Origin of the sequence: Mesorhizobium sp. B1-1-6 (genome assembly GCF_006443035.1) — a bacterium.
In the GTDB taxonomy this organism is placed as follows: Bacteria; Pseudomonadota; Alphaproteobacteria; order Rhizobiales; family Rhizobiaceae; genus Mesorhizobium.
The window spans coordinates 33,229-51,007 of sequence record NZ_VFWR01000023.1 but is presented as its reverse complement, the minus strand read 5'-3'; the positions used below and the strand labels follow the sequence as shown (position 1 = coordinate 51,007).

Below are 17,779 nucleotides of genomic sequence, written 5' to 3'. Positions count from 1 at the left end.
ACGATATACTCGGCGAAGCGCTGCCGAGCGACGCGGCAGATGCGCCTTCCGTGCAGCCAAAAGCGCCGGCATCCGCTGCGGCTTTGCCGGCGCTCCTAATCTCCCCGCCGCCCCTCGATCCCCGGCTCAGAACAAGGTTCCCGATTGCCCGGGAAACGACGGCTGGCATAGCAACGCACGCCGAACGATCAAATGATCCAGTCAAGCAGACAGTGGTTACGGTGGCACCGCAACCGTTGCCAACGCCACCGGCACAGCCAGTGGCGCAGGCTGTCATCGATCCTTCGTCAACAGCACCCTCATTCGCCGTAACTCCGGCCGTTTACATACCAGTCCCGCAGCCGAGGCCAGCATATCCGGATGCACCAGCACGTGTCGTCCGGGTGGGCATGAAGCTCGCGGCGCATGGTTATGCCGATGGCGTCTACACCGGCCCCACGGCCGACGCCTATTACGGCATCATCCAGATTCAGGCCCTCGTACAAGGCGGGCAGCTTACAGCGCTGAAAGTGCTGAAATATCCCTCCGACCGCAGGACCTCCGTCAGCATCAACAGGCAGGCGCTGCCCATGCTGCGCGACGAAGCGATCAGCGCCCAAAGCGCCAATGTCGATATAATTTCGGGCGCGACGCTGACCAGCAGGGCTTTCATCCAGTCGCTGCGCGGCGCCCTGAAGAAAGCGTCGTCGTAGGTCCATGCGCGACACGCGAATTTTGATGGGCATGCCCATCACGGTCGACATTGGCGGCGCGTCGGCCGATGGGTTGATCGACACGGTCTTCGGCTATTTCGAGCATATCGATCGGCGCTTCAGCACATACCGGGCCGACAGCGAGATCGCGGCCATCAACCGCGGCGACGTTCCGGTCGTCGACTGGAGTGGCGAGATGATGGAAGTGCTGGCCATTGCCAAACAGACGAAAGACGAGACGGATGGATACTTCGATATTCGCAAGCCCGACGGTTCGCTCGATCCTTCCGGCATCGTGAAGGGCTGGGCCATTCGCAACGCGGCAGCCATCATTCAGCGAAGCGGCATCAGCGGTTTCTTCATCGAGGCTGGCGGCGATATCCAGTCCTGCGGCAAGAATGCATCGGGCCATGACTGGAGCGTCGGCATCCGCAATCCCTTCAACCCGGACGAAATCGTGAAGATCGTCTATCCACGCGGTCGCGGGCTGGCGACCTCCGGAACCTATGTGCGGGGCCAACACATCTACAACCCGCATGCAATTGACAGTCCGATCCAGGACATTGTCAGCCTGACCGTCATTGGCGCCGATGTGCTCGAAGCCGATCGTTTCGCCACCGCAGCCTTCGCCATGGGCCGGGACGGCATTCATTTCATCGAGCAGACGCCAGGCCTGGAGGGGTATGTCGTCCACGCCAATGGCCGCGCCACGCCGACAACCGGGTTCGGAGCCCTTTGCCTGCCATGATCAAAACCATCGACCGATTTCTCGACCATCTGACCATGTACCGGCTGGTCCTCTACTATTTGCTCGCGCTGGTCGCCGCAGCGCTCGTGCTCGGCTTTGCCAAGCTCGTACCACATGATCCGATCGCGCTCGCCTTCACAACAGGTTTGGCGCTGGCCGCCTGCTGGCTCACCAACAAGGTTTTTGCGCATGTCTTCGCTGTCCCGGCCAACAACGAGTCCGTCTACATCACCGCGCTCATCCTTGCGCTCATTCTCGATCCGGTAGCCACCACGGACATCAAGGGAATCGCGGCGGTTGCATTCGCGTCCGTCTGGGCGATTTCATCCAAATTCATTCTCGCGGTCGGCAGGAAGCATCTCTTCAATCCGGCGGCGTTGGGGGTGGCACTGTCCGCGCTGCTGCTCGACCAACCGGCCACCTGGTGGGTCGGGGGCACTCTGCCGTTGCTCCCGCTTGTGCTCATCGGCGGGATGCTAATTGTGCGGAAATTACGCAGGCTTGACCTTGTCTCGACCTTCATTGCCATGGCGCTGGCGACCATTATGGCGACCTCCGACCCGTCGCAGTATTGGACGGCGCTTGCGGAGACGCTGGGTTCGTCGCCGCTGCTGTTCTTTGCCTTCGTGATGCTGACCGAGCCGCTGACGGCACCGACCATGCAATGGCCGCGCATCGGCTTTGCCGCCATCGTCGGCTTTCTGTTTGCTCCCAACATCCATATCGGCTCGTTCTATTTCACCCCGGAACTGGCGCTGCTTGCCGGCAACCTGTTTGCCTATGCGGCAGGCCCCAAGGGACGCTTTGTGCTGACTCTTGAACGCGTTGAGCAATCGGCCGTCGATAGCTTTGACTTCGTCTTCCGGTCGCCGCGCAAGCCCGCCTTTGAAGCCGGCCAGTATCTCGAATGGACGCTTGGCCTCGATCGCGCCGACAATCGCGGCAACCGCCGCTATTTCACAATCGCCTCGGCGCCGACGGAGGAGACAGTCCGTCTCGGTGTGAAGTTCTATCCGCAATCAAGTGCCTTCAAGCGGGAACTGATTGCCATGAAGCCAGGCAGCACGATCCATGCCGCGCAACTGGCCGGCAACTTCACGCTGCCCACCCGGCGTGAAACCAAGATCGCGTTCCTGGCCGGAGGCATCGGCGTCACGCCGTTCCGCTCGATGCTGCAATATCTCATCGACCGCAAGGAGCGGCGACCGATCGTCATCCTCTACGGAACAGAGGGCCAGCAGGACATCGCTTATCGCGACGTGCTTGGCGCGGCAAGGCAGGAACTTGGCATCAAGACGATCCACGCTGTGGCGCACGGTGCCGAGCGCGGGCAATATCCTGGATACATCGACGAGCGCCTGATACGTCTGACTATGACCGACTATCTCGAGCGCACTTTCTACATTTCCGGCCCGCAAGCGATGGTCAAGGCGCTGCGTCAGAAACTGCTGGCCATGGGCGTCCGCCGTTCGAAGATAAAGGTCGACTACTTCCCGGGTTTTGCCTGAAGCACGCTCAGCTGTGTCGCGGCAAGGAAATGCGCACGACCAGACCCGGATCGGCGTTGGCCATGGCAAGGCGTCCGCCATAGGCTTCGACGATGTCGGAAACGATGGCCAGGCCTAAGCCGCTGCTGCCGCCCTTGCTGTCGAGCTGGACGCCACGTGACAAGGCGAATTCGCGATCGGCATCCGGTATACCTGGGCCATCATCGGCGACCGTGACGGTCACCTCGCCAGCCGTCGCGGACGCATCGACACGGACTGACGACTTTGCATAGCGGGCGGCGTTCTCGACCAGATTGCCGAGGATTTCCGACAGGTCGCCTTCGTCGATTGGCGCCATCAGATCTTCCGCGACCCCCATCGTGAAAGAAAGCTGTTTGCCGCTTGGCGTTCGTTTTACGACGGCAACGACCCCAGCCGCGACGTCCGACACCTCACAGGATGCCTTGCCCGAGACTCCGGGCGCGAGGCGGGCGCGCGCGAGCTCCCGCTCGACATGGCGGCGGATCGCGCCGGTGCTCTTCTCGATCTCGTCGGCCAGCTCCGTCTCGCCTTTTTTTCTCAACGCGCGGATGTCGGCCGAAAGAACTTGCAGCGGCGTCTTGAGGCCGTGCGCCAGATCGGTAGCGCGCGAGCGCGCCCGAGCGAGAGCCTTCTCCTGGGCATCGAGAAGGCGATTGATTTCGTCAGCGAGCGGCTGCACCTCGCTTGGTGCCATCGCATCGAGCCGCGCCTTTCGCTGCGCAATCACGCTTCCGACTGCGACCCGTAAGGTCTTGAGCGGTGCAAGGCCGATGGTGATCTGTACGAAAAACGCGGCCATGAGAACTGCAGCTAGCATCAGGAGAGCCGGAGCGAGATCACGAACATATTCGCTTACTGACACCTCAACGGTTCGATGATCTTCCGCCACGATGGCACGAAAGGAGTGGCCTCCGGCATCGATGATTGTGCGCTCGACCGCAATAGTGAGTTCTCCGCCCGGGCCCGTGAACTCCTCGACCGTTGGCAGCCCACCACTTGCGCTCCGGGCGGGCAGGAGCAGCTTGGCGTCCCACAATGATCGCGAACGCTCAAGGCTGCCTGTGGCGACGTCCTCCACCTGCCAGTAGTAACCGGACAGTGGATTGGCAAATCGTGGGTCGGTCAGCACCGGGGTCACCACAAGGCGGCCATCGCTTGTGAAAGTCGTCGCGCCGATCAATTCGTTGAGGTCGACCGTCAGCTCGCCCACCACGCGCCGCTCGACGTGCAGTTCGAACAGATAGCGCAAGCCGGCGCCGGCGATGGCGAGCGCGACAAGAATCGAGATGGTCGCCGCCAACCACAGCCGGAAGCGGATCGAGTTGCCCATCAGGCGGCATCGTCGGGCATCAGATACCCGAACCCTCGTCTCGTCTCGATGACATCGCTGCCGAGCTTGCGTCGCAATCGCGCGACAATGACCTCGATCGCGTTCGGATCGCGGTCGTTGCCTGAATCGTAAAGATGCTCAGCCAGTTCGGTCGGCGCCACCACCCGCCCTGCATGATGCATCAGAAACGCCAGGAGCCGGTACTCCAGCGGCGACAGGGAAACGGGAATGCCGCGCAGCGAAATGCGCATCTGGCGCGTGTCCAGAAGCAGCGGACCGGACCTCAGAACCGGTGCCGCCTGCCCTGCCGAGCGACGCAGGATGGCGCGCAACCGGGCGAGTAGTTCTTCCATTTCAAAAGGCTTGGGAAGATAGTCGTCAGCCCCGGAGTTGATCCCCTCCACGCGTTCCGTCCACATCCCCCTTGCGGTCAGGATCAGAACCGGAAACCGGCGGTCGTTGGCCCGCCAACGTTTCAAGATCGTGAGGCCATCGAGCTTGGGCAATCCGAGATCCAGAATCGCGGCGTCATAAGTCTCGACATCGCCAGCGAACCAGGCAGCTTCACCATCCTTTACGACATCGACCGCCATTCCGGATGCCTTGAGGGCAGTCGCGATATCGGCAGCGATACGGGGCTCGTCCTCGGCGAGGAGGATCTTCATCAGTCGCCCTCCCCATCGCGCAGGATGACACCGGCACCGGCGTCGACGTCGATGGTCTTTCGCCGGCCATCGGCACCGACGACCTGGAACCGGTAAACCCATTTGTTGGCCTTGCGGACGAGATCGACCGCCACGACATCGCCGGGAGCTTTGGCGCGGACAACGTCCAGTATATCGGCAAGGCCCTTGATTTCGCCGTGCTCGTACAAATCCCGTGCCCGGTCATGGTCGCCGTCATCGTCCTCATCGGCGCGGGCAGCGAGAGGCATGGCCAGGACAAGTCCAGCGAGACCCAGCACCGCCAAACGCATCAACAGGCTTTTCATCGGCAAGGCATGTGGCACGTTCAAGCTTTCAATTTGCTGTCAATCATCCTCAGCCTCCAGCAAGCGAAGGGTCCATATCCAGGCATCATCGCGTCCAATCATGGCCGCGCCGAGAAGGATACCAGACCATGCGCAATTCCATGCTTGTCTTTGCAGCACTTGCAGGCCTGACAACCTTTGCCCTGCCGGCGGCCGCCGAATCGGACGACGGATCATGTGGGGCGCAATCGTCCGTTGACCCATCCGGCCCGATCGACCTGCAGGCCATCCCGATGCAGGACGCCACCACCCCGAAAGCCATCAAGGGTGATGACGATGCGTGTGACGACCGGCGGGGCGATGAGGCCGACGAAAACGACTAGATCTCTCGTTCGTAGTGCGTGGCCCGCCACAGCAGATAACCCCCGCAAATGTCGTCGGCCAAGGCTCGCTGCAAGGCTGGCAACTGTCCAAAGTCCCCTACCAATTTCTGGAGAGTTTTCGTGGTTCCCATTCAGCACATCCACCCCATTCTCGTTCATTTTCCTATCGTTCTGATCTACACGCTTGCGGCTATCGACCTTGTGGCGCTGGCCGGCGGTAGCGCCGTCACCAGGAAATCGGGCGCCGGCACGATCTCAACCTTCGTGGCCCTGGCTGCCGGAGTGTTTGCCATCGGGACCTGGTTCTTCGGCGGTCTTGCCCTCGATCACGCCGAAGCGGCCGGCTTCAGCAGCGATATTGCAGAAATCCACGAGAGCCTGGGGGGTATCACTGCCTTTGCCTTCCTAATCTGGGGACTGGTGCGGCTCGCGCTTTGGATACGGAATCGCGAGTTTCGGGCTGTAACGATCGCCATCCCTTTGATAGAGATTTGCGGAGCAATTCTGGTCACCGCGACGGCCTATTATGGTGGACTGCTTGTCTATGAACTTGGCGTGAACGTCGCCAAGACCGCGATCGCTGGCTAACGGAAACGCGCCCGTCACTTGCGAGCCAACCTTTGAACCATTTGCCTCGATGGCAAAATGATTCAGATCAAGGCGCTTCGGGCATGTGAAGCCTAAGAAGCCGGAGGTTTGGAGAAACTCCGGAGAGCGAACATGCAAGCCGCAGCCGTAATGAGCAAACCAGTCGTCGGCATCGACCCGTCCGCATCGATCGCCGAGGCGGCAGGGTTGATGCTCTCCAACAAGATCAGCGGCTTTCCCGTCATTCGCGGCGACGGCACCCTGGTCGGTATCGTCAGCGAGGGCGATTTCCTGCGTCGCGCGGAACTGGGCACGCAGCGCAAGCGCTCGCGTTGGCTGGAGTTTCTCGTCAGTCCCGGAAAGACCGCCGATGAATATGTCCACGCCAACGGGCGACGGATCGAGGAGGTGATGTCGCAAGATGTCGTCACGGCACCGCCTACCGCATCGCTCGCCGAGGTCGTCGAGCTCATGACGCGTCACCATGTCAAACGCGTTCCAGTTGTCGACGCCGGGAAAGTCGTCGGCATCATCACCCGCTCTGATCTTCTGCGGGCATTGCTGAACGTCCTTCCAGATGCAACGCCTTCAGCCATCGATGACGAAGAGATTCGGCAGAACATCACGACCGAGCTGGCGACGCAGAAATGGGCCGGCAAGGACTTGATCAACGTGAGGGTGAACAATGGCGTGGTGAAACTGAGCGGTGCCATCTTCGACGAACGTGAGCGCCAGGCGGCCATTGTTGCGGCCGAAAACGTCGCCGGCGTCAAAGCGGTCGAGGATGGTCTCTTCTGCGCGGATCCCGTGTCCGTCCTCCTGGTTTCTTAGTGCTGGCCGACCAACGCCGGGTTGGTGTCGCGAGCCGGTGTGCCCAGAGAGCTTGAACTTGCGTCGGAGGATAGCTCGGCAGCGAAACAGGTTCGCGCTTGCGCTTCGCCGCGTTCATATCGCGACCAGAAGGATCAGTGGCCGAAGGAGCAGCAGGGCGAATGCAACAAGCGCCGCGCCGGTAACTCTCTCTGCCATTCTTTTGCTTCCACTGAAGCGCCGACCTAGCAAAAGCCAAACCGATCCGGTGGCAGCCGTCATCACCAGGAGCGCAACCCAGAGGATCCCAGGGCGCGCGGTTCGATGTCCATCGGCACGATAGCCAGGCAATAAATAAAGGCCTTCGGGTTCAGGGCACTGGTCGCCGCAACAGAAATGGCGTCGCCGCTTTAGAAACGTCGGACCCGGCGCTCGCCATCAGACGCAGGCCAAGAATGACCAGCCATCCGGCTGCAGCCAGCCTCAGTATCTGAATGGCATCGGGCGACACGACGGGACGCAGCGAAAACCAGCACGCGGATGCGATCCCGTATCCGCATGCCTGAGCGGATAAAAGTTTGATCGCATTCGCTCGTTTGACCGACCCCGCCATCAAAAGAGCGTTGGTGGGCCCTGGTGCAACAAAGAGCAGAAATACTTCTGGAAAGAACAGATCGTCCACCGAAGTCATAACGTCCTCAAGGCTGATCTGCTCGATGCACTACCGTTCGTCGGCTACGTGCTGCAGTCGTGCGATCAGGTCGCTGTTACGGCAATAGTCTGGCGGGTTCTCGGCTTGCTGATGTTCGTCGAGCCAGGTCATGCATTCGTCCTGATGGCCGCAGGCACGGCAGCGGTTCACTGCCCGATTGGTGACTGCCGCATGGTCTGCCACGACCTTCAAATGTCTGTCGACGCCGAGCGTCCGCATCATGCGACCCATCAGAGCCGTTCTGGCGTCGACCGAAATCAGATAATCGAGAAAGCTCATATTGATCACTCCTGCCTACTCGCCATCATTGCCATGTTGGCGGCAGGTGGCGTTGATCTCGATCAACAGGCTGCGTGGCGCAAAACCGAAGCGGCAAGGCGGTCTAGAAAGGGCCGTTGACCGGCAAGCAGTTTTGCCCGGGCCGGGTCCAGATCCAGCCATGCACTGCGATCCACCTCGGGAAATGACTGCTTGCGGCCGCTGCGTCGTGGCCATTCCATCTCAAACATGTTGCTGCGCAACGTTGCGGTATCGAAATTGCCTTCCAGCGCGAAAGCAGTGATGATTTTGCTCTTTCGCTGGCGCAACTCTCTCAGATTGAGCAGGGCTCCCTTTGGCTCCCAACCTGTCTCTTCCTGGAATTCGCGCCGCGCCGCGGCTTCTGGCAGCTCGCTGTTGTCATACTCGCCCTTGGCGACGGACCAGGCGCCAAGATCGCGGCTTTGCCAGAAAGGGCCGCCCGGATGGACGAGCAGCACCTGCAGCCCATTGCTTGATCTGCGATAGGGCAGAATGCCCGCGCTTCTTTTCATCATCGCCTCAAGCCTCCCGCACCGGTCTATAACCTCGAGTAGGCCGCATGAGGTTTGGAGACTCTATCGATCATCCGCTGCGACTGGCGGCTCTCCCGTCCAAAGAACCAACGCTTGGTCGCCTCCGAGGCCAGGAGATAAAGCGCGGTGATAGCGACAAGCCCGGCAAGCACGGGCAGTGGCAAGGGCACGAAGCCGAACCAGGCAGCAAACGGCAGATAGGGGATCATGATCGCAACAACCCCGACAGCCAACGTAAGCCAGGCAAGCAACGGGCTCGGACGGCTTGCCCAGAAAGCTTTGTGTGTGCGCACAATGAGAACGATCGCAAGCTCCGTCAGCAACGATTCGACAAACCAGCCGGTCTGGAAGGCAGCCGCCGTGGCGTGAGCGACGAACAGCAGGAACGCGAACGTCGCGAAATCGAACAGCGAGCTGACCAGGCCAAAGCTGATCATGAACCGCCGTACAAAACGGATGTCCCAGTGGCGCGGCCGGCGCAGCTGGTCTGGATCCACATTGTCGCTCGCGATCGCCAGAGAAGGCACGTCGGAAAGGAAATTGTTGAGCAGGATCTGCGCTGCCAGAAGCGGCAGGAAAGGCAGGAAAAGCGAGGCAATAGCCATGCTGATCATGTTGCCGAAATTGGCGCTGGTGGTGATGGAGATATACTTCATGGTGTTGGCGAATGTCTTGCGGCCGTCGTCGACGCCGCGCACGAGCACACCCAGATCCTGCTTGAGAAGGATAATGTCGGCGGCCTCGCGCGCGACATCGACAGCGGTGTCGACCGAGATGCCAATATCTGCCTCATGGAGAGCCGGCGCATCATTGATGCCATCGCCGAGATAACCAACCACATGCCCCCTGCTCCGCAAGGCCTGAACGATGCGCTCCTTCTGGTTGGGATCGATTTCAACGAAGAGGTCAGTGTGCTGAACGCCTGCAAAGAGCGCGCTCTTGGTCAATTTCGAAAGCGCCTCGCCAGTCATGATCCTGTCGGCGCGTAGGCCGACCGCCTGGGCAAGGTGCGCGGCAACGTAGCGATTGTCGCCCGAAATGACCTTTACCGCGATGCCGCGGTGGGCGAGATCGGCAAGCGTCTCCTTGACGCCTTTCTTGGGCGGGTCGAGGAAAAGCAGGAAGCCCGCGAAGGCGAGATCGATTTCATCAGTCCTGCTAAACGTTTTCCGGCTCTCAAATCGACGGATCGCCACGCCCAGCACGCGGTAGCCTTCCGCGCTCCAGCGCCGGAATTTGTCGTCGATCGCCGCACGGTGCGTTGCATCGAGGGGTTCCAACCCCTTGGCTGTGTGGACGAAGGAGCAGATTTCGAGGACATTTTGAACCGCGCCTTTGGTAGTCAGAAGGTCTTCGGTGCTCCGCACAATTACGGATAGACGCTTGCGGATGAAATCGTAGGGGATCTCATCGACCTTCGTGAAGGCAGCCAATGACCCTCCCTCGCCCGGCGCAGCGGCGATCGCTTCGTCCAGCGGGTTCTTCAATCCGGTCTGAAGGGTCGCGTTGAGACGGGCCCAAAGCAGTATGTCGGCCGACGCATTGCCATCGACATCGAGCCAACCGTTGAGGTGGATCACGCCTTCCGTCAGCGTGCCGGTCTTGTCGGTGCACAGCAGGTCCATGCTGCCCAGGTTTTCGATGGCATCGAGACGGCGCACGATCACGCCGTTGGCCGCCATGGCGCGAGCCCCTCGCGCCAGCGTCACACTGATGATCGCCGGAAGCAGTTCCGGCGTGAGGCCAACCGCCAGTGCCAGCGAAAACAGCAGCGATTCAATCAGCGGTCGGTGCAGCATCAAATTGGCAAAGAATACCAGGATGACAATCGCCAGCATGATCTCGGTCATCAGGTAGCCGAACTGTCTTATCCCCCGGGCAAAGCCCGTTTCCGGAATTTTCCGCTCGAGGGCTGCGGCGATCGATGCGTATTCGGTGCGGGCGCCTGTCGCCGCGGCAAGCACGGTTGCAGTACCGCTACGAACCGAAGTGCCCGTGAAGACCGCATTGGTGCGCTGCGCAAGCGAAGCCTCTGGCGGCGACCGCCCCGGTGCCTTCACGACGGGAAAGGTTTCACCGGTCAGCACAGCCTCACTGACATTGAAATCGCGCGCGTCCAGAATGATGCCGTCCGCAGGAATGAGGTTTCCTGCCGAAAGCCGGATCAAGTCGCCCGGCACGATATCTTCGGCAGCAATCGAGCACTCTACGCCATCGCGCAACACTATCGCCTTGCGCGAAATGCGCTGTTTCAGCGCCTCGGTCGCCCGCGACGCGCCATACTCCTGGGTGAAACTCAGGACGCAGCTTGCCAGCACGATCGCGCCGATGATTGCAGCCTCCTGGCCCTCTCCGACGAAAGCTGACACGCTGGCTGCGAAAATGAGGATCAGGACCAGCGGGCTGCGGAACTGGCGGGCAAACACGATCAGGGCCGATGCGCTTGACTTCAACGCCGGTGTGTTTCGACCGAATTTTGCGAGCCTTAATGCGGCCTCCGAAGCTGCAAGCCCCGATGGCGACGTCTCGAGGCTCCGCAGAAGGTCATCGGTCTCGATCGACCAATAAGCGGCGCCGTCCGGTGCCACGGATTGCTGGTCAGCTTCGCTGGTCATCAATACGACATGAAGCGGTTGATGCCGCTCTCTTCGATGAGCGTGCGGGTGACGCCGCCAAACGCCCATTCCCGCAAGCGGCTATGGCCATAGGCGCCCGAAACGATCAAGTCCGCATGGATCGAGCGTGCGAACGTCAGCAGGCGGTCGCCATCAGCCTCGCCGGCGATCAGCTCGGTTCGCGCCTTGATGCCATGGTGTCCAAGGAACACGGCGACATCGTCGAGGCTGTCACGAATGCTCTCGTCACGGTTGGTGTCAATCGTGGCTACGATGACCTCGTTCGCCTTGGCCAGAAAAGGCAGTGCATCGGCTATCGCCCGCCGTGCCTCCCTGGTGTCCTTCCAGGCAACAAGCACGGTTTTTGCGCGGATATGCTCCATATTGCCTGCGGTGACCAGAACCGGCCGCCCGGTGCCGAGTGCAAGGCTGCCAATATCAACAGCGCGAAAGACGTTGTCTCCATCCCCGCCGCCGGTGACGATGAGGTCGGCCGCCCTGGCCGAAACGCTGAGGAACCGGGTCGGACTGCAGACCGCTTGTCCCCATTCGCTTGTAATCGAAGTTGGCACCAGCCTCTCGAACTCGGCACGCAATTCCGCAAGCCGCTTTTCGATTTCCGTTCGCTGGATCTGCATGATCTCGCCTTCGTAGACCATGCCGTCGCCGGTCGCGACCAGTGGCGGGACATCCGCTGCCGCCAGGCCAACTAGATGGGCTCCAAATCGTTCGGCAAGTTCGATCCCCACCTGCACAATGGGTGCAGGAGCCGCATCGATGGCGAGGTTCACGATGATTGACTTGTAGGACATTGCGGGTGCCTTTCGCTGAAACCATTGAATGCGTGATCAATTGCATTCGCCGGCGCCCGGTGCCTTGATGCGGGTCAAAGGGCCCGCCAATTGCGCCCGCCAACTGGATCTGTGTCCGAAACCGTCGTCTCGATCCGTTTTGCGTGTGCCGCGAGAAATGATAGGTACCCGTTGTAGCACCGTCTCGAACCCAGGAACTTCAGGTGATCAAAGACGAAGCGCTCAGTTTGTCGCCCGGCGGGACGACGCTGAAATCCCTGTTGTCGCAAATGTTCGATAAGGCTCCGGGATTCATGGCCCTGATACGCGAGCCAGACCATGTCTTCGTGCTGACCAATGCCGCCTACCAGCGATTGATCGGCAACAGGCAAGTGATTGGAAAGTCAGTGCGGGAGGCCTTTCCCGAGCTCGAAGGGCATGAATTTCTCGAACATCTGGACCATGTTCACACGACGGGCGAGCCCTATATCGGCCACGGGGTGAAGGTTGGCCTTCGCAACAAGGCCGACGGGCCGGTCGAAGAGCGCATCCTTGATTTCGTCTATCAGCCGGTCAAGGCCGACGATGGCCGTATCACCGCGATCTTCATTGAAGGCACGGATGTCAGCGAACTCTCCTTTGCAAACGCAGCTCTTCTGTTGCGTGAAGATCACCTGCGATCGATCCTAGCAACGGTGCCAGACGCAATGGTCGTCATCGACGAACAGGGCGGGATTCAATCCTTCAGCACTGCGGCAGAAACGCTGTTCGGCTACCAGTCAGGTGAAGTCATCGGTCAAAACGTGAAAATGTTGATGCCCGCGCCCTACCGCGATGAGCACGACGCCTATCTGCTTCGTTACCTGACGACGGGCGAGCGCCGGATAATCGGGCTCGGCCGCACCGTTACCGGGGCACGCAAGGATGGCACGACCTTCCCTATGGAGCTTTCCGTCGGCGAGATGCATCCAGGAACCGGACGCTTCTTTACTGGCTTCTGCCGCGACCTGACCGAACGCCACCGGGCAGAAGCTAGAATCCAGGAGCAGCAGCAGGAGCTCCTCCACATGGCGCGGTTTACCGCGCTCGGCGAAATGGCCTCGACACTTGCCCACGAGATCAACCAGCCGCTCACCGCCATCACGAATTACCTCAAGGGCAGTCGTCGGCTGCTTGAAAAGAGCACGGAAGAGAACGCGCCCATGCTGCGGGATGCCGTGGAAAAGGCAGCTGAGCAGGCCCTGCGGGCGGGAGACGTCATTCGTCATCTGAGGGATTTTGTTGCCAGGGGCGAAAGCGAGCGCCAGGTCGAACGACTGCCCTTGCTGATCGAGGAAGCTGCATCCCTGGCCTTGGTCGGTGCGCGGGAGATGAATCTTCTCGTCAGCTACAAGCTTGATCCTGCCGCCGAACTGGTCTTGACCGATCGCATCCAGATTCAGCAGGTTCTGCTCAACCTGATGCGCAACGCGGTTGAGGCCATGCAGGATGCAGCACGACGCGAATTGAAAATCACGACTATTGCCCGGGATGATGGGATGGCCGAGGTAAGCGTGATCGATACAGGCCCAGGTCTCGCGCCGGAGGTCTCGGCGCAACTTTTCCAGCCATTTGTGACCACCAAGAAGCAAGGCATGGGTGTCGGCCTTTCCATTTGCCGCACCATCGTTGAATCGCATGGCGGTCACATATGGGCCGAGGCGGTGCCGGCCGGTGGAACCGCGTTCCGGTTCACCTTGCGCATCGTAGAGAAAGAAGAGGTCACAAATGGCCGACAGTGATCTGGTGCACGTGGTCGACGACGACGTCGACGTTCGCAAGTCGCTCGGTTTTCTTCTGGCCACAGCAGACTTCGCTGTACGCCTGCACGAATCGGCCACAGCATTTCTGTCGACGGCGACGAGCAGTCTCGACGGCTGCATCGTCACCGACGTCCGCATGCCGGGCATAGATGGCATAGAGTTTCTGCGACAGCTCAGAGCAGGCGGACATACAATTCCGGTCATCGTGATGACTGGCCATGCCGACGTGGCGCTCGCCGTGCAGGCAATGAAGGAAGGCGCTTCCGATTTCATCGAAAAGCCGTTCGACGATGAGATGCTGATTGGTGCGATCCGCTCCGCGCTGGCCAACCGGAACCAGGCAAACGCGGCGCATCCCCAGTCTTCGGACATCCGCACGCGTCTGGTGACCTTGTCGGAGCGCGAGCGGCAGGTGCTGGACGGGCTTGTGTCGGGTCTGCCGAACAAGACCATCGCCTACGATCTGGGAATCAGCCCGCGTACGGTCGAAATCCACCGGGCCAATGTCATGAGCAAAATGGGCGCGGGCAGCCTGTCACATCTTGTGCGCATGGCGTTGATCGTGGAATCGAGACCCTAGGGAGACCCTTCGAGAGGGTTGCCAGTTCTGGCCTGGGCCTGCTCCGGCTTCCAATCGCGCCAGTGCGTCGGCCGGATATCGACACGGGCGCCGGTGGTGGCGTTCTTCCAGCCTTCTCGACTCCTTACGCACGGAAATACGAGCGCATGCGTCCCCTCCTCGTCGACGACGGCGAGTTCGAGGTCGCGACCATACGGTGCGCTTAGGATAGAGTTCCACATTGTCTTAGCTTTGACGGAAACAGCGCGGCGCGCTTTGACCTGGATCATTTCTGAAATTGCGCGATGCGATTGTGGGCAAGTATGCGCGTCGGTCGTTCCGAGCGGACGAGGTCCAATCATTTGGTTGTGTAGGCGTTAAGCGGGCGCCGCTTGGCGACCGGCCATGCCAGCCCGGCATTGTGCGAATTGCAAAATGGCCGGCCGCCCGTCTGCATCCTGGCATCCTCTCTGCTGGTTTGATCGTGATCAAGGCCCAGTTTGGCGAAGCGCCTATCATTCGAAGCAGAAGGAGATTGCCATGCAGTACATCAAGGTCGACGAAGCGCTATGGGCGTCCAGCATGCTGCCCGAGGGCATCCTGGAGCGTTGGTTCATTGCCAGCGGCGACACAATCAAGGCCGGCGAGCGAATAGCCGAAATTCGCGTCGAAGACGCGCTTCACGAGATTGTCGCGCCCGCAAGTGGCCGCGCGACGATTGTCGCCACAGCAAATGCCGTCATCGAACCCGGCTCGATCCTGGCAACGCTGGAGTTCCAATCCGCGTGAAGCATTCGACGCCTCACCGCGACGATTGCGCTCATCAACAATAACTCAAGGACGTATAGACATGCAGACCCAACATGCCGTCGCCTGGCTCGACCATCGCGAAGCCAAGGTGTTTTTCTTCAACCGTGAGACAGCCGAAAGCGTGAGGCTTGTCACCACGCTGGCGCATCATCAGACCCACAACAAGGCAGGCAGCATCGACGGCAAGCGAGCGCCTGAAAACGATGCCTTCTATCACGATGTGGTCAACGCACTGCAGCCAGCCAAGGAATGGCTGATCGTGGGACCAGGATCGGCAAAAGATGAACTGGCCAAGCACATCCGTGACCACCATGCGCACTTGAAGGATCGAATTGTCGGTGTTGAAACGGCGGATCATCCTACGGAGGCCCAGATTGTGGCACACGCGCGGTCGTTTTTCCGTGCCGCTGACCGGATGTTGCCCTAGCTCAGTCTGGAGTTGCTCTGATGGCCCGCTATCGGCTGCGAGGTCGATTGCATTTTACAGAGCGGCTTGCATGAACTTCGATCGCGCAGCGAACCGTCTGGTTCGGTCGGCTGCTGCGCCCATGACCTCGATCACGGTTGCTGCAAGCTGCTGATGTAGGCGATTATCGCCTCGATTTGGTCAGGGCTTGCAACCCATTCGGGCATGTCCGGATGGCCGGTCGAAATGCCCTCGGCGAGGGCTTCCTCGAGATCCGTGATCGGATAGCGCTTCGATAAGGTGCGAAACGCCGGCGCGTCGGGATGGGTGCTTTGATCGGTTTTTCCAATGGCGTGGCAGCGGGCGCAATTGAACTCAACCAATGCCTGGCCGCGTTCCGTCAAGCTGTTGGCCTGTGCAGGCACGAATCCAAGCAGCAACGCCGCAGGTGCGCAAACCCATCGAAACTGCCGCCGGCGACGCCCGTTGCCCAGATAGCTGCTCATGGTTGCAGGCCTCCGCCTTTCGATCTACGCGACTGTCTTCGCCGCTGCGTCCTCGATTGCGGTTTTGGCCTCCTTGCGCACGCGCTTAGCCGTTTCCGACGCGAGCTTGGAGGTCAGGCCCGCGACCTTGCCGGCTTCGGTTGTGTATTCCAATGTCGCATTCTGCAGGAAAGTGGAGAAGATGTCGAAGGCGTCGTTGAACTCAGCGCCGTCGATCAGGTCACCGGCCAGCTTAACATCCTGCTCGTAGCGATGTTTCAGAAACCCCAGCGTTTCGATGTGATAGCGCATCATTGCCTTGAAAGCATGCGCCTGAAGAGACGTCGCAGCGAGGACGACCTTCTGGCCATTCTCCACCATCGGCAATAGTTGCATGCCGAATTGCGACGGTTGGGGATGAATCTGCATGATCGGTACTCCATTGTGAGGGTGCAAACAAAAGTGTTCGCCATACGACGCTAACGCTATTCGTCGCCAGGTCGTTGATCCGGATCAACAGGTGCTATCGGGCGCCACCGATATCGTTCCCGCGTTTGACACGCATCAAGGTCGTTGCCCGCTCTTCGTGGCTAGCTCGCTTCAACGCAAAAGAGGCTGCAGCGATGGCTTTCAAAACGATCATGGTTCAACTGGACGTGGACACCATCGCCGCGCCACGCATCTCCATGGCCTGGGATCTTGCGCAACGACATGATGCCGATCTGATCGGCTTCTGTGCGGCCGAGCCGCATTTTGTCCTGCCAACCGGCACCGATGACCAGGCGGCGACCAAGGCGTTGTGGTGTCAGGTGGAGGAGATTGAGGGCCGCCTCAACTGCTTGAGAGAGGAATTCCTGAGCACAGTCAACGGCAGCAACCGTGCCTCGTGGCGAGGAGAAATAGGAGATCCCACTCGCCAGCTCGCACTCAATGCGCGTGCCGCCGACCTGATCCTAACTGGCTCGCCACCGGTCGACCTGATCGTCGACCATCATCGCATGCTGGATCCGGCAAGCCTCATTCTTGCAGCCGGCCGCCCGATACTCGTGGCCTCGGAAAACATTGCACCGATCAGGGCTGAAAGCATCCTGATAGCATGGAACGACACGCGGGAAGCGCGCCGCGCTGTCGTCGACGCAATGCCCCTTCTGATCGAGGCCAGGAATGTTGTCGTCGTCTCCGTGGACCGGGGAAACACCGCGCCTCGGGACGATGTTGCGGACGTCGAGAGCTTCCTGGCACGCCACGGCGTGAAGGCGCGATCGGAAGTTTTGGATGCGCGCGGCTCCGAGCCGGCGGACCTGCTCCTGCGGATTGGGCACGAAATTGCGGCTGATCTGATTGTTCTGGGAGGGTATGGGCACAGCCGCGTTAGGGAAATGACCTTTGGCGGCGTAACGCGTTCTGTGCTGGGCAGCGGATCGTTGCATCGGTTCATATCGAACTGAGCAAAAAGACATCTCAGGCACCCCGATATTGACATGAATCAAGGTCGGCCTTTCCCGCAAAGGGCTACGTCCACCCTTGCCAAGTTGAGCGTAGCCGATGACGTGCGGGGCAAAAAACCGCGAGCAAACGCGGGCGGGTGCAGAGCGATATGTCATGCTGGCAACAAGACTTGGTAAGGGCCGCCGAACCGCAATTGCGCCGTTGGTCAATTCCACGCAGCGGGGGTGCGGCCGCACCAGCGATTGCTTAACAGGCAAAGGAACGTCG

21 protein-coding genes are annotated in these 17,779 nt (G+C 60.3%); 11 read left to right on the top strand and 10 right to left on the bottom strand.

Features of this window, described 5'->3' with window-relative positions:
• Positions 1–389: 389 nt before the first annotated feature.
• The 3 genes from FJ979_RS33225 to FJ979_RS30430 are packed head-to-tail and all read left to right on the top strand — an operon-like array spanning position 390 to position 2,948.
• Positions 390–692 (top strand): FMN-binding protein, encoded by a 303-nt coding sequence (locus FJ979_RS33225; protein ID WP_246679389.1) that lies wholly within the window; start codon positions 390–392, stop codon positions 690–692.
• A gap of 25 nt (positions 693–717) precedes the next feature.
• Positions 718–1,440 (top strand): FAD:protein FMN transferase, encoded by a 723-nt coding sequence (locus tag FJ979_RS30435; protein WP_246678480.1) that lies wholly within the window; start codon positions 718–720, stop codon positions 1,438–1,440.
• Entirely contained in the window at positions 1,437–2,948 is a 1,512-nt protein-coding gene (locus FJ979_RS30430; RefSeq protein WP_140584515.1) for an RnfABCDGE type electron transport complex subunit D, read from the top strand. The genes FJ979_RS30435 and FJ979_RS30430 overlap by 4 nt, the downstream gene beginning before the upstream one ends.
• 7 nt (positions 2,949–2,955) lie before the next feature.
• Here the strand turns inward: FJ979_RS30430 and FJ979_RS30425 are convergent, their stop codons facing one another.
• From FJ979_RS30425 to FJ979_RS30415, 3 genes are read right to left on the bottom strand one after another with little or no spacing between them, the layout of a single operon-like run.
• A complete protein-coding gene (locus FJ979_RS30425) occupies positions 2,956–4,299 on the bottom strand; it encodes a HAMP domain-containing sensor histidine kinase (protein WP_140561942.1) in 1,344 nt (447 codons plus the stop codon).
• Entirely contained in the window at positions 4,299–4,964 is a 666-nt protein-coding gene (locus FJ979_RS30420; RefSeq protein ID WP_140561940.1) for a response regulator transcription factor, read from the bottom strand. Before FJ979_RS30420 ends, FJ979_RS30425 begins: the two co-directional genes overlap by 1 nt.
• Positions 4,964–5,308, bottom strand: a complete 345-nt coding sequence (locus FJ979_RS30415; RefSeq protein WP_224518978.1) for a PepSY domain-containing protein — start codon at positions 5,306–5,308, stop codon at positions 4,964–4,966. Before FJ979_RS30415 ends, FJ979_RS30420 begins: the two co-directional genes overlap by 1 nt.
• 110 nt (positions 5,309–5,418) lie before the next feature.
• Between FJ979_RS30415 and FJ979_RS30410 the strand changes: the two genes are divergently transcribed.
• The 3 genes from FJ979_RS30410 (at position 5,419) to FJ979_RS30400 (ending at position 7,071) form a co-directional block, all read left to right on the top strand.
• The gene (locus tag FJ979_RS30410; protein WP_140561938.1) at positions 5,419–5,652 is read left to right on the top strand and encodes a hypothetical protein; all 234 of its coding nucleotides are present in this window, start codon (positions 5,419–5,421) and stop codon (positions 5,650–5,652) included.
• A gap of 120 nt (positions 5,653–5,772) precedes the next feature.
• Positions 5,773–6,240: a DUF2231 domain-containing protein gene (locus FJ979_RS30405; protein WP_246678479.1), complete on the top strand. Its 468-nt coding sequence runs from the start codon at positions 5,773–5,775 to the stop codon at positions 6,238–6,240.
• Between the two features lie 132 nt (positions 6,241–6,372).
• Positions 6,373–7,071 (top strand): CBS domain-containing protein, encoded by a 699-nt coding sequence (locus tag FJ979_RS30400; RefSeq protein ID WP_140561935.1) that lies wholly within the window; start codon positions 6,373–6,375, stop codon positions 7,069–7,071.
• Between the two features lie 349 nt (positions 7,072–7,420).
• Here the strand turns inward: FJ979_RS30400 and FJ979_RS30395 are convergent, their stop codons facing one another.
• The 5 genes from FJ979_RS30395 to FJ979_RS30375 form a co-directional block, all read right to left on the bottom strand.
• On the bottom strand, positions 7,421–7,732 hold the full coding sequence (locus FJ979_RS30395; RefSeq protein ID WP_140561933.1) for a hypothetical protein: 312 nt from the start codon (positions 7,730–7,732) through the stop codon (positions 7,421–7,423).
• 39 nt (positions 7,733–7,771) lie between these two features.
• Complete coding sequence (locus tag FJ979_RS30390) at positions 7,772–8,041, bottom strand: DUF6455 family protein (RefSeq protein ID WP_140561932.1); 270 nt, start codon at positions 8,039–8,041, stop codon at positions 7,772–7,774.
• A 62-nt stretch (positions 8,042–8,103) separates the two neighbouring features.
• Positions 8,104–8,577 (bottom strand): NUDIX domain-containing protein, encoded by a 474-nt coding sequence (locus FJ979_RS30385; protein ID WP_140561930.1) that lies wholly within the window; start codon positions 8,575–8,577, stop codon positions 8,104–8,106.
• Between the two features lie 23 nt (positions 8,578–8,600).
• Positions 8,601–11,210 carry a magnesium-translocating P-type ATPase gene (gene mgtA / locus FJ979_RS30380; RefSeq protein ID WP_246679387.1) on the bottom strand — a complete coding sequence of 870 codons (2,610 nt, stop codon included), beginning with the start codon at positions 11,208–11,210 and terminating at the stop codon, positions 8,601–8,603.
• Positions 11,210–12,022, bottom strand: a complete 813-nt coding sequence (locus tag FJ979_RS30375; RefSeq protein WP_140561927.1) for a universal stress protein — start codon at positions 12,020–12,022, stop codon at positions 11,210–11,212. Before FJ979_RS30375 ends, mgtA begins: the two co-directional genes overlap by 1 nt.
• A 203-nt stretch (positions 12,023–12,225) precedes the next feature.
• Between FJ979_RS30375 and FJ979_RS30370 the strand changes: the two genes are divergently transcribed.
• From FJ979_RS30370 to FJ979_RS30350, 4 genes are all read left to right on the top strand, one after another.
• The gene (locus FJ979_RS30370) at positions 12,226–13,782 is read left to right on the top strand and encodes a PAS domain-containing sensor histidine kinase (protein ID WP_140584514.1); all 1,557 of its coding nucleotides are present in this window, start codon (positions 12,226–12,228) and stop codon (positions 13,780–13,782) included.
• Positions 13,769–14,383, top strand: coding sequence for a response regulator FixJ (gene fixJ / locus FJ979_RS30365; RefSeq protein WP_140561924.1), 615 nt, complete (start codon positions 13,769–13,771; stop codon positions 14,381–14,383). The genes FJ979_RS30370 and fixJ overlap by 14 nt, the downstream gene beginning before the upstream one ends.
• A gap of 519 nt (positions 14,384–14,902) precedes the next feature.
• Complete coding sequence (locus FJ979_RS30355; RefSeq protein ID WP_128369195.1) at positions 14,903–15,151, top strand: lipoyl domain-containing protein; 249 nt, start codon at positions 14,903–14,905, stop codon at positions 15,149–15,151.
• 61 nt (positions 15,152–15,212) lie between these two features.
• Positions 15,213–15,599, top strand: a complete 387-nt coding sequence (locus FJ979_RS30350; protein ID WP_140561923.1) for a translational machinery protein — start codon at positions 15,213–15,215, stop codon at positions 15,597–15,599.
• Between the two features lie 131 nt (positions 15,600–15,730).
• Here FJ979_RS30350 and FJ979_RS30345 read toward each other — a convergent pair whose 3' ends face one another.
• A complete protein-coding gene (locus FJ979_RS30345; RefSeq protein ID WP_140561921.1) occupies positions 15,731–16,084 on the bottom strand; it encodes a cytochrome c in 354 nt (117 codons plus the stop codon).
• 24 nt (positions 16,085–16,108) lie between these two features.
• Positions 16,109–16,492: a phasin family protein gene (locus tag FJ979_RS30340; RefSeq protein WP_140561920.1), complete on the bottom strand. Its 384-nt coding sequence runs from the start codon at positions 16,490–16,492 to the stop codon at positions 16,109–16,111.
• Between the two features lie 194 nt (positions 16,493–16,686).
• Between FJ979_RS30340 and FJ979_RS30335 the strand changes: the two genes are divergently transcribed.
• The gene (locus tag FJ979_RS30335) at positions 16,687–17,511 is read left to right on the top strand and encodes a universal stress protein (RefSeq protein ID WP_140561918.1); all 825 of its coding nucleotides are present in this window, start codon (positions 16,687–16,689) and stop codon (positions 17,509–17,511) included.
• Positions 17,512–17,779 lie beyond the last annotated feature (268 nt).

Excerpts from the sequence above, each read along its gene's own strand:
- FJ979_RS30345 (WP_140561921.1), bottom strand. The coding sequence starts at position 16,084 with ATGAGCAGCTATCTGGGCAACGGGCGTCGCCGGCGGCAGTTTCGATGG.
- FJ979_RS30335 (WP_140561918.1), top strand. The coding sequence starts at position 16,687 with ATGGCTTTCAAAACGATCATGGTTCAACTGGACGTGGACACCATCGCC.
- FJ979_RS30400 (WP_140561935.1), top strand. The coding sequence starts at position 6,373 with ATGCAAGCCGCAGCCGTAATGAGCAAACCAGTCGTCGGCATCGACCCG.
- fixJ (WP_140561924.1), top strand. The coding sequence starts at position 13,769 with ATGGCCGACAGTGATCTGGTGCACGTGGTCGACGACGACGTCGACGTT.
- FJ979_RS30425 (WP_140561942.1), bottom strand. The coding sequence starts at position 4,299 with ATGGGCAACTCGATCCGCTTCCGGCTGTGGTTGGCGGCGACCATCTCG.
- FJ979_RS30410 (WP_140561938.1), top strand. The coding sequence starts at position 5,419 with ATGCGCAATTCCATGCTTGTCTTTGCAGCACTTGCAGGCCTGACAACC.
- FJ979_RS30385 (WP_140561930.1), bottom strand. The coding sequence starts at position 8,577 with ATGATGAAAAGAAGCGCGGGCATTCTGCCCTATCGCAGATCAAGCAAT.
- FJ979_RS30355 (WP_128369195.1), top strand. The coding sequence starts at position 14,903 with ATGCAGTACATCAAGGTCGACGAAGCGCTATGGGCGTCCAGCATGCTG.
- FJ979_RS30340 (WP_140561920.1), bottom strand. The coding sequence starts at position 16,492 with ATGCAGATTCATCCCCAACCGTCGCAATTCGGCATGCAACTATTGCCG.
- mgtA (WP_246679387.1), bottom strand. The coding sequence starts at position 11,210 with ATGACCAGCGAAGCTGACCAGCAATCCGTGGCACCGGACGGCGCCGCT.
- FJ979_RS30435 (WP_246678480.1), top strand. The coding sequence starts at position 718 with ATGGGCATGCCCATCACGGTCGACATTGGCGGCGCGTCGGCCGATGGG.
- FJ979_RS33225 (WP_246679389.1), top strand. The coding sequence starts at position 390 with ATGAAGCTCGCGGCGCATGGTTATGCCGATGGCGTCTACACCGGCCCC.
- FJ979_RS30350 (WP_140561923.1), top strand. The coding sequence starts at position 15,213 with ATGCAGACCCAACATGCCGTCGCCTGGCTCGACCATCGCGAAGCCAAG.
- FJ979_RS30430 (WP_140584515.1), top strand. The coding sequence starts at position 1,437 with ATGATCAAAACCATCGACCGATTTCTCGACCATCTGACCATGTACCGG.
- FJ979_RS30390 (WP_140561932.1), bottom strand. The coding sequence starts at position 8,041 with ATGAGCTTTCTCGATTATCTGATTTCGGTCGACGCCAGAACGGCTCTG.
- FJ979_RS30420 (WP_140561940.1), bottom strand. The coding sequence starts at position 4,964 with ATGAAGATCCTCCTCGCCGAGGACGAGCCCCGTATCGCTGCCGATATC.
- FJ979_RS30375 (WP_140561927.1), bottom strand. The coding sequence starts at position 12,022 with ATGTCCTACAAGTCAATCATCGTGAACCTCGCCATCGATGCGGCTCCT.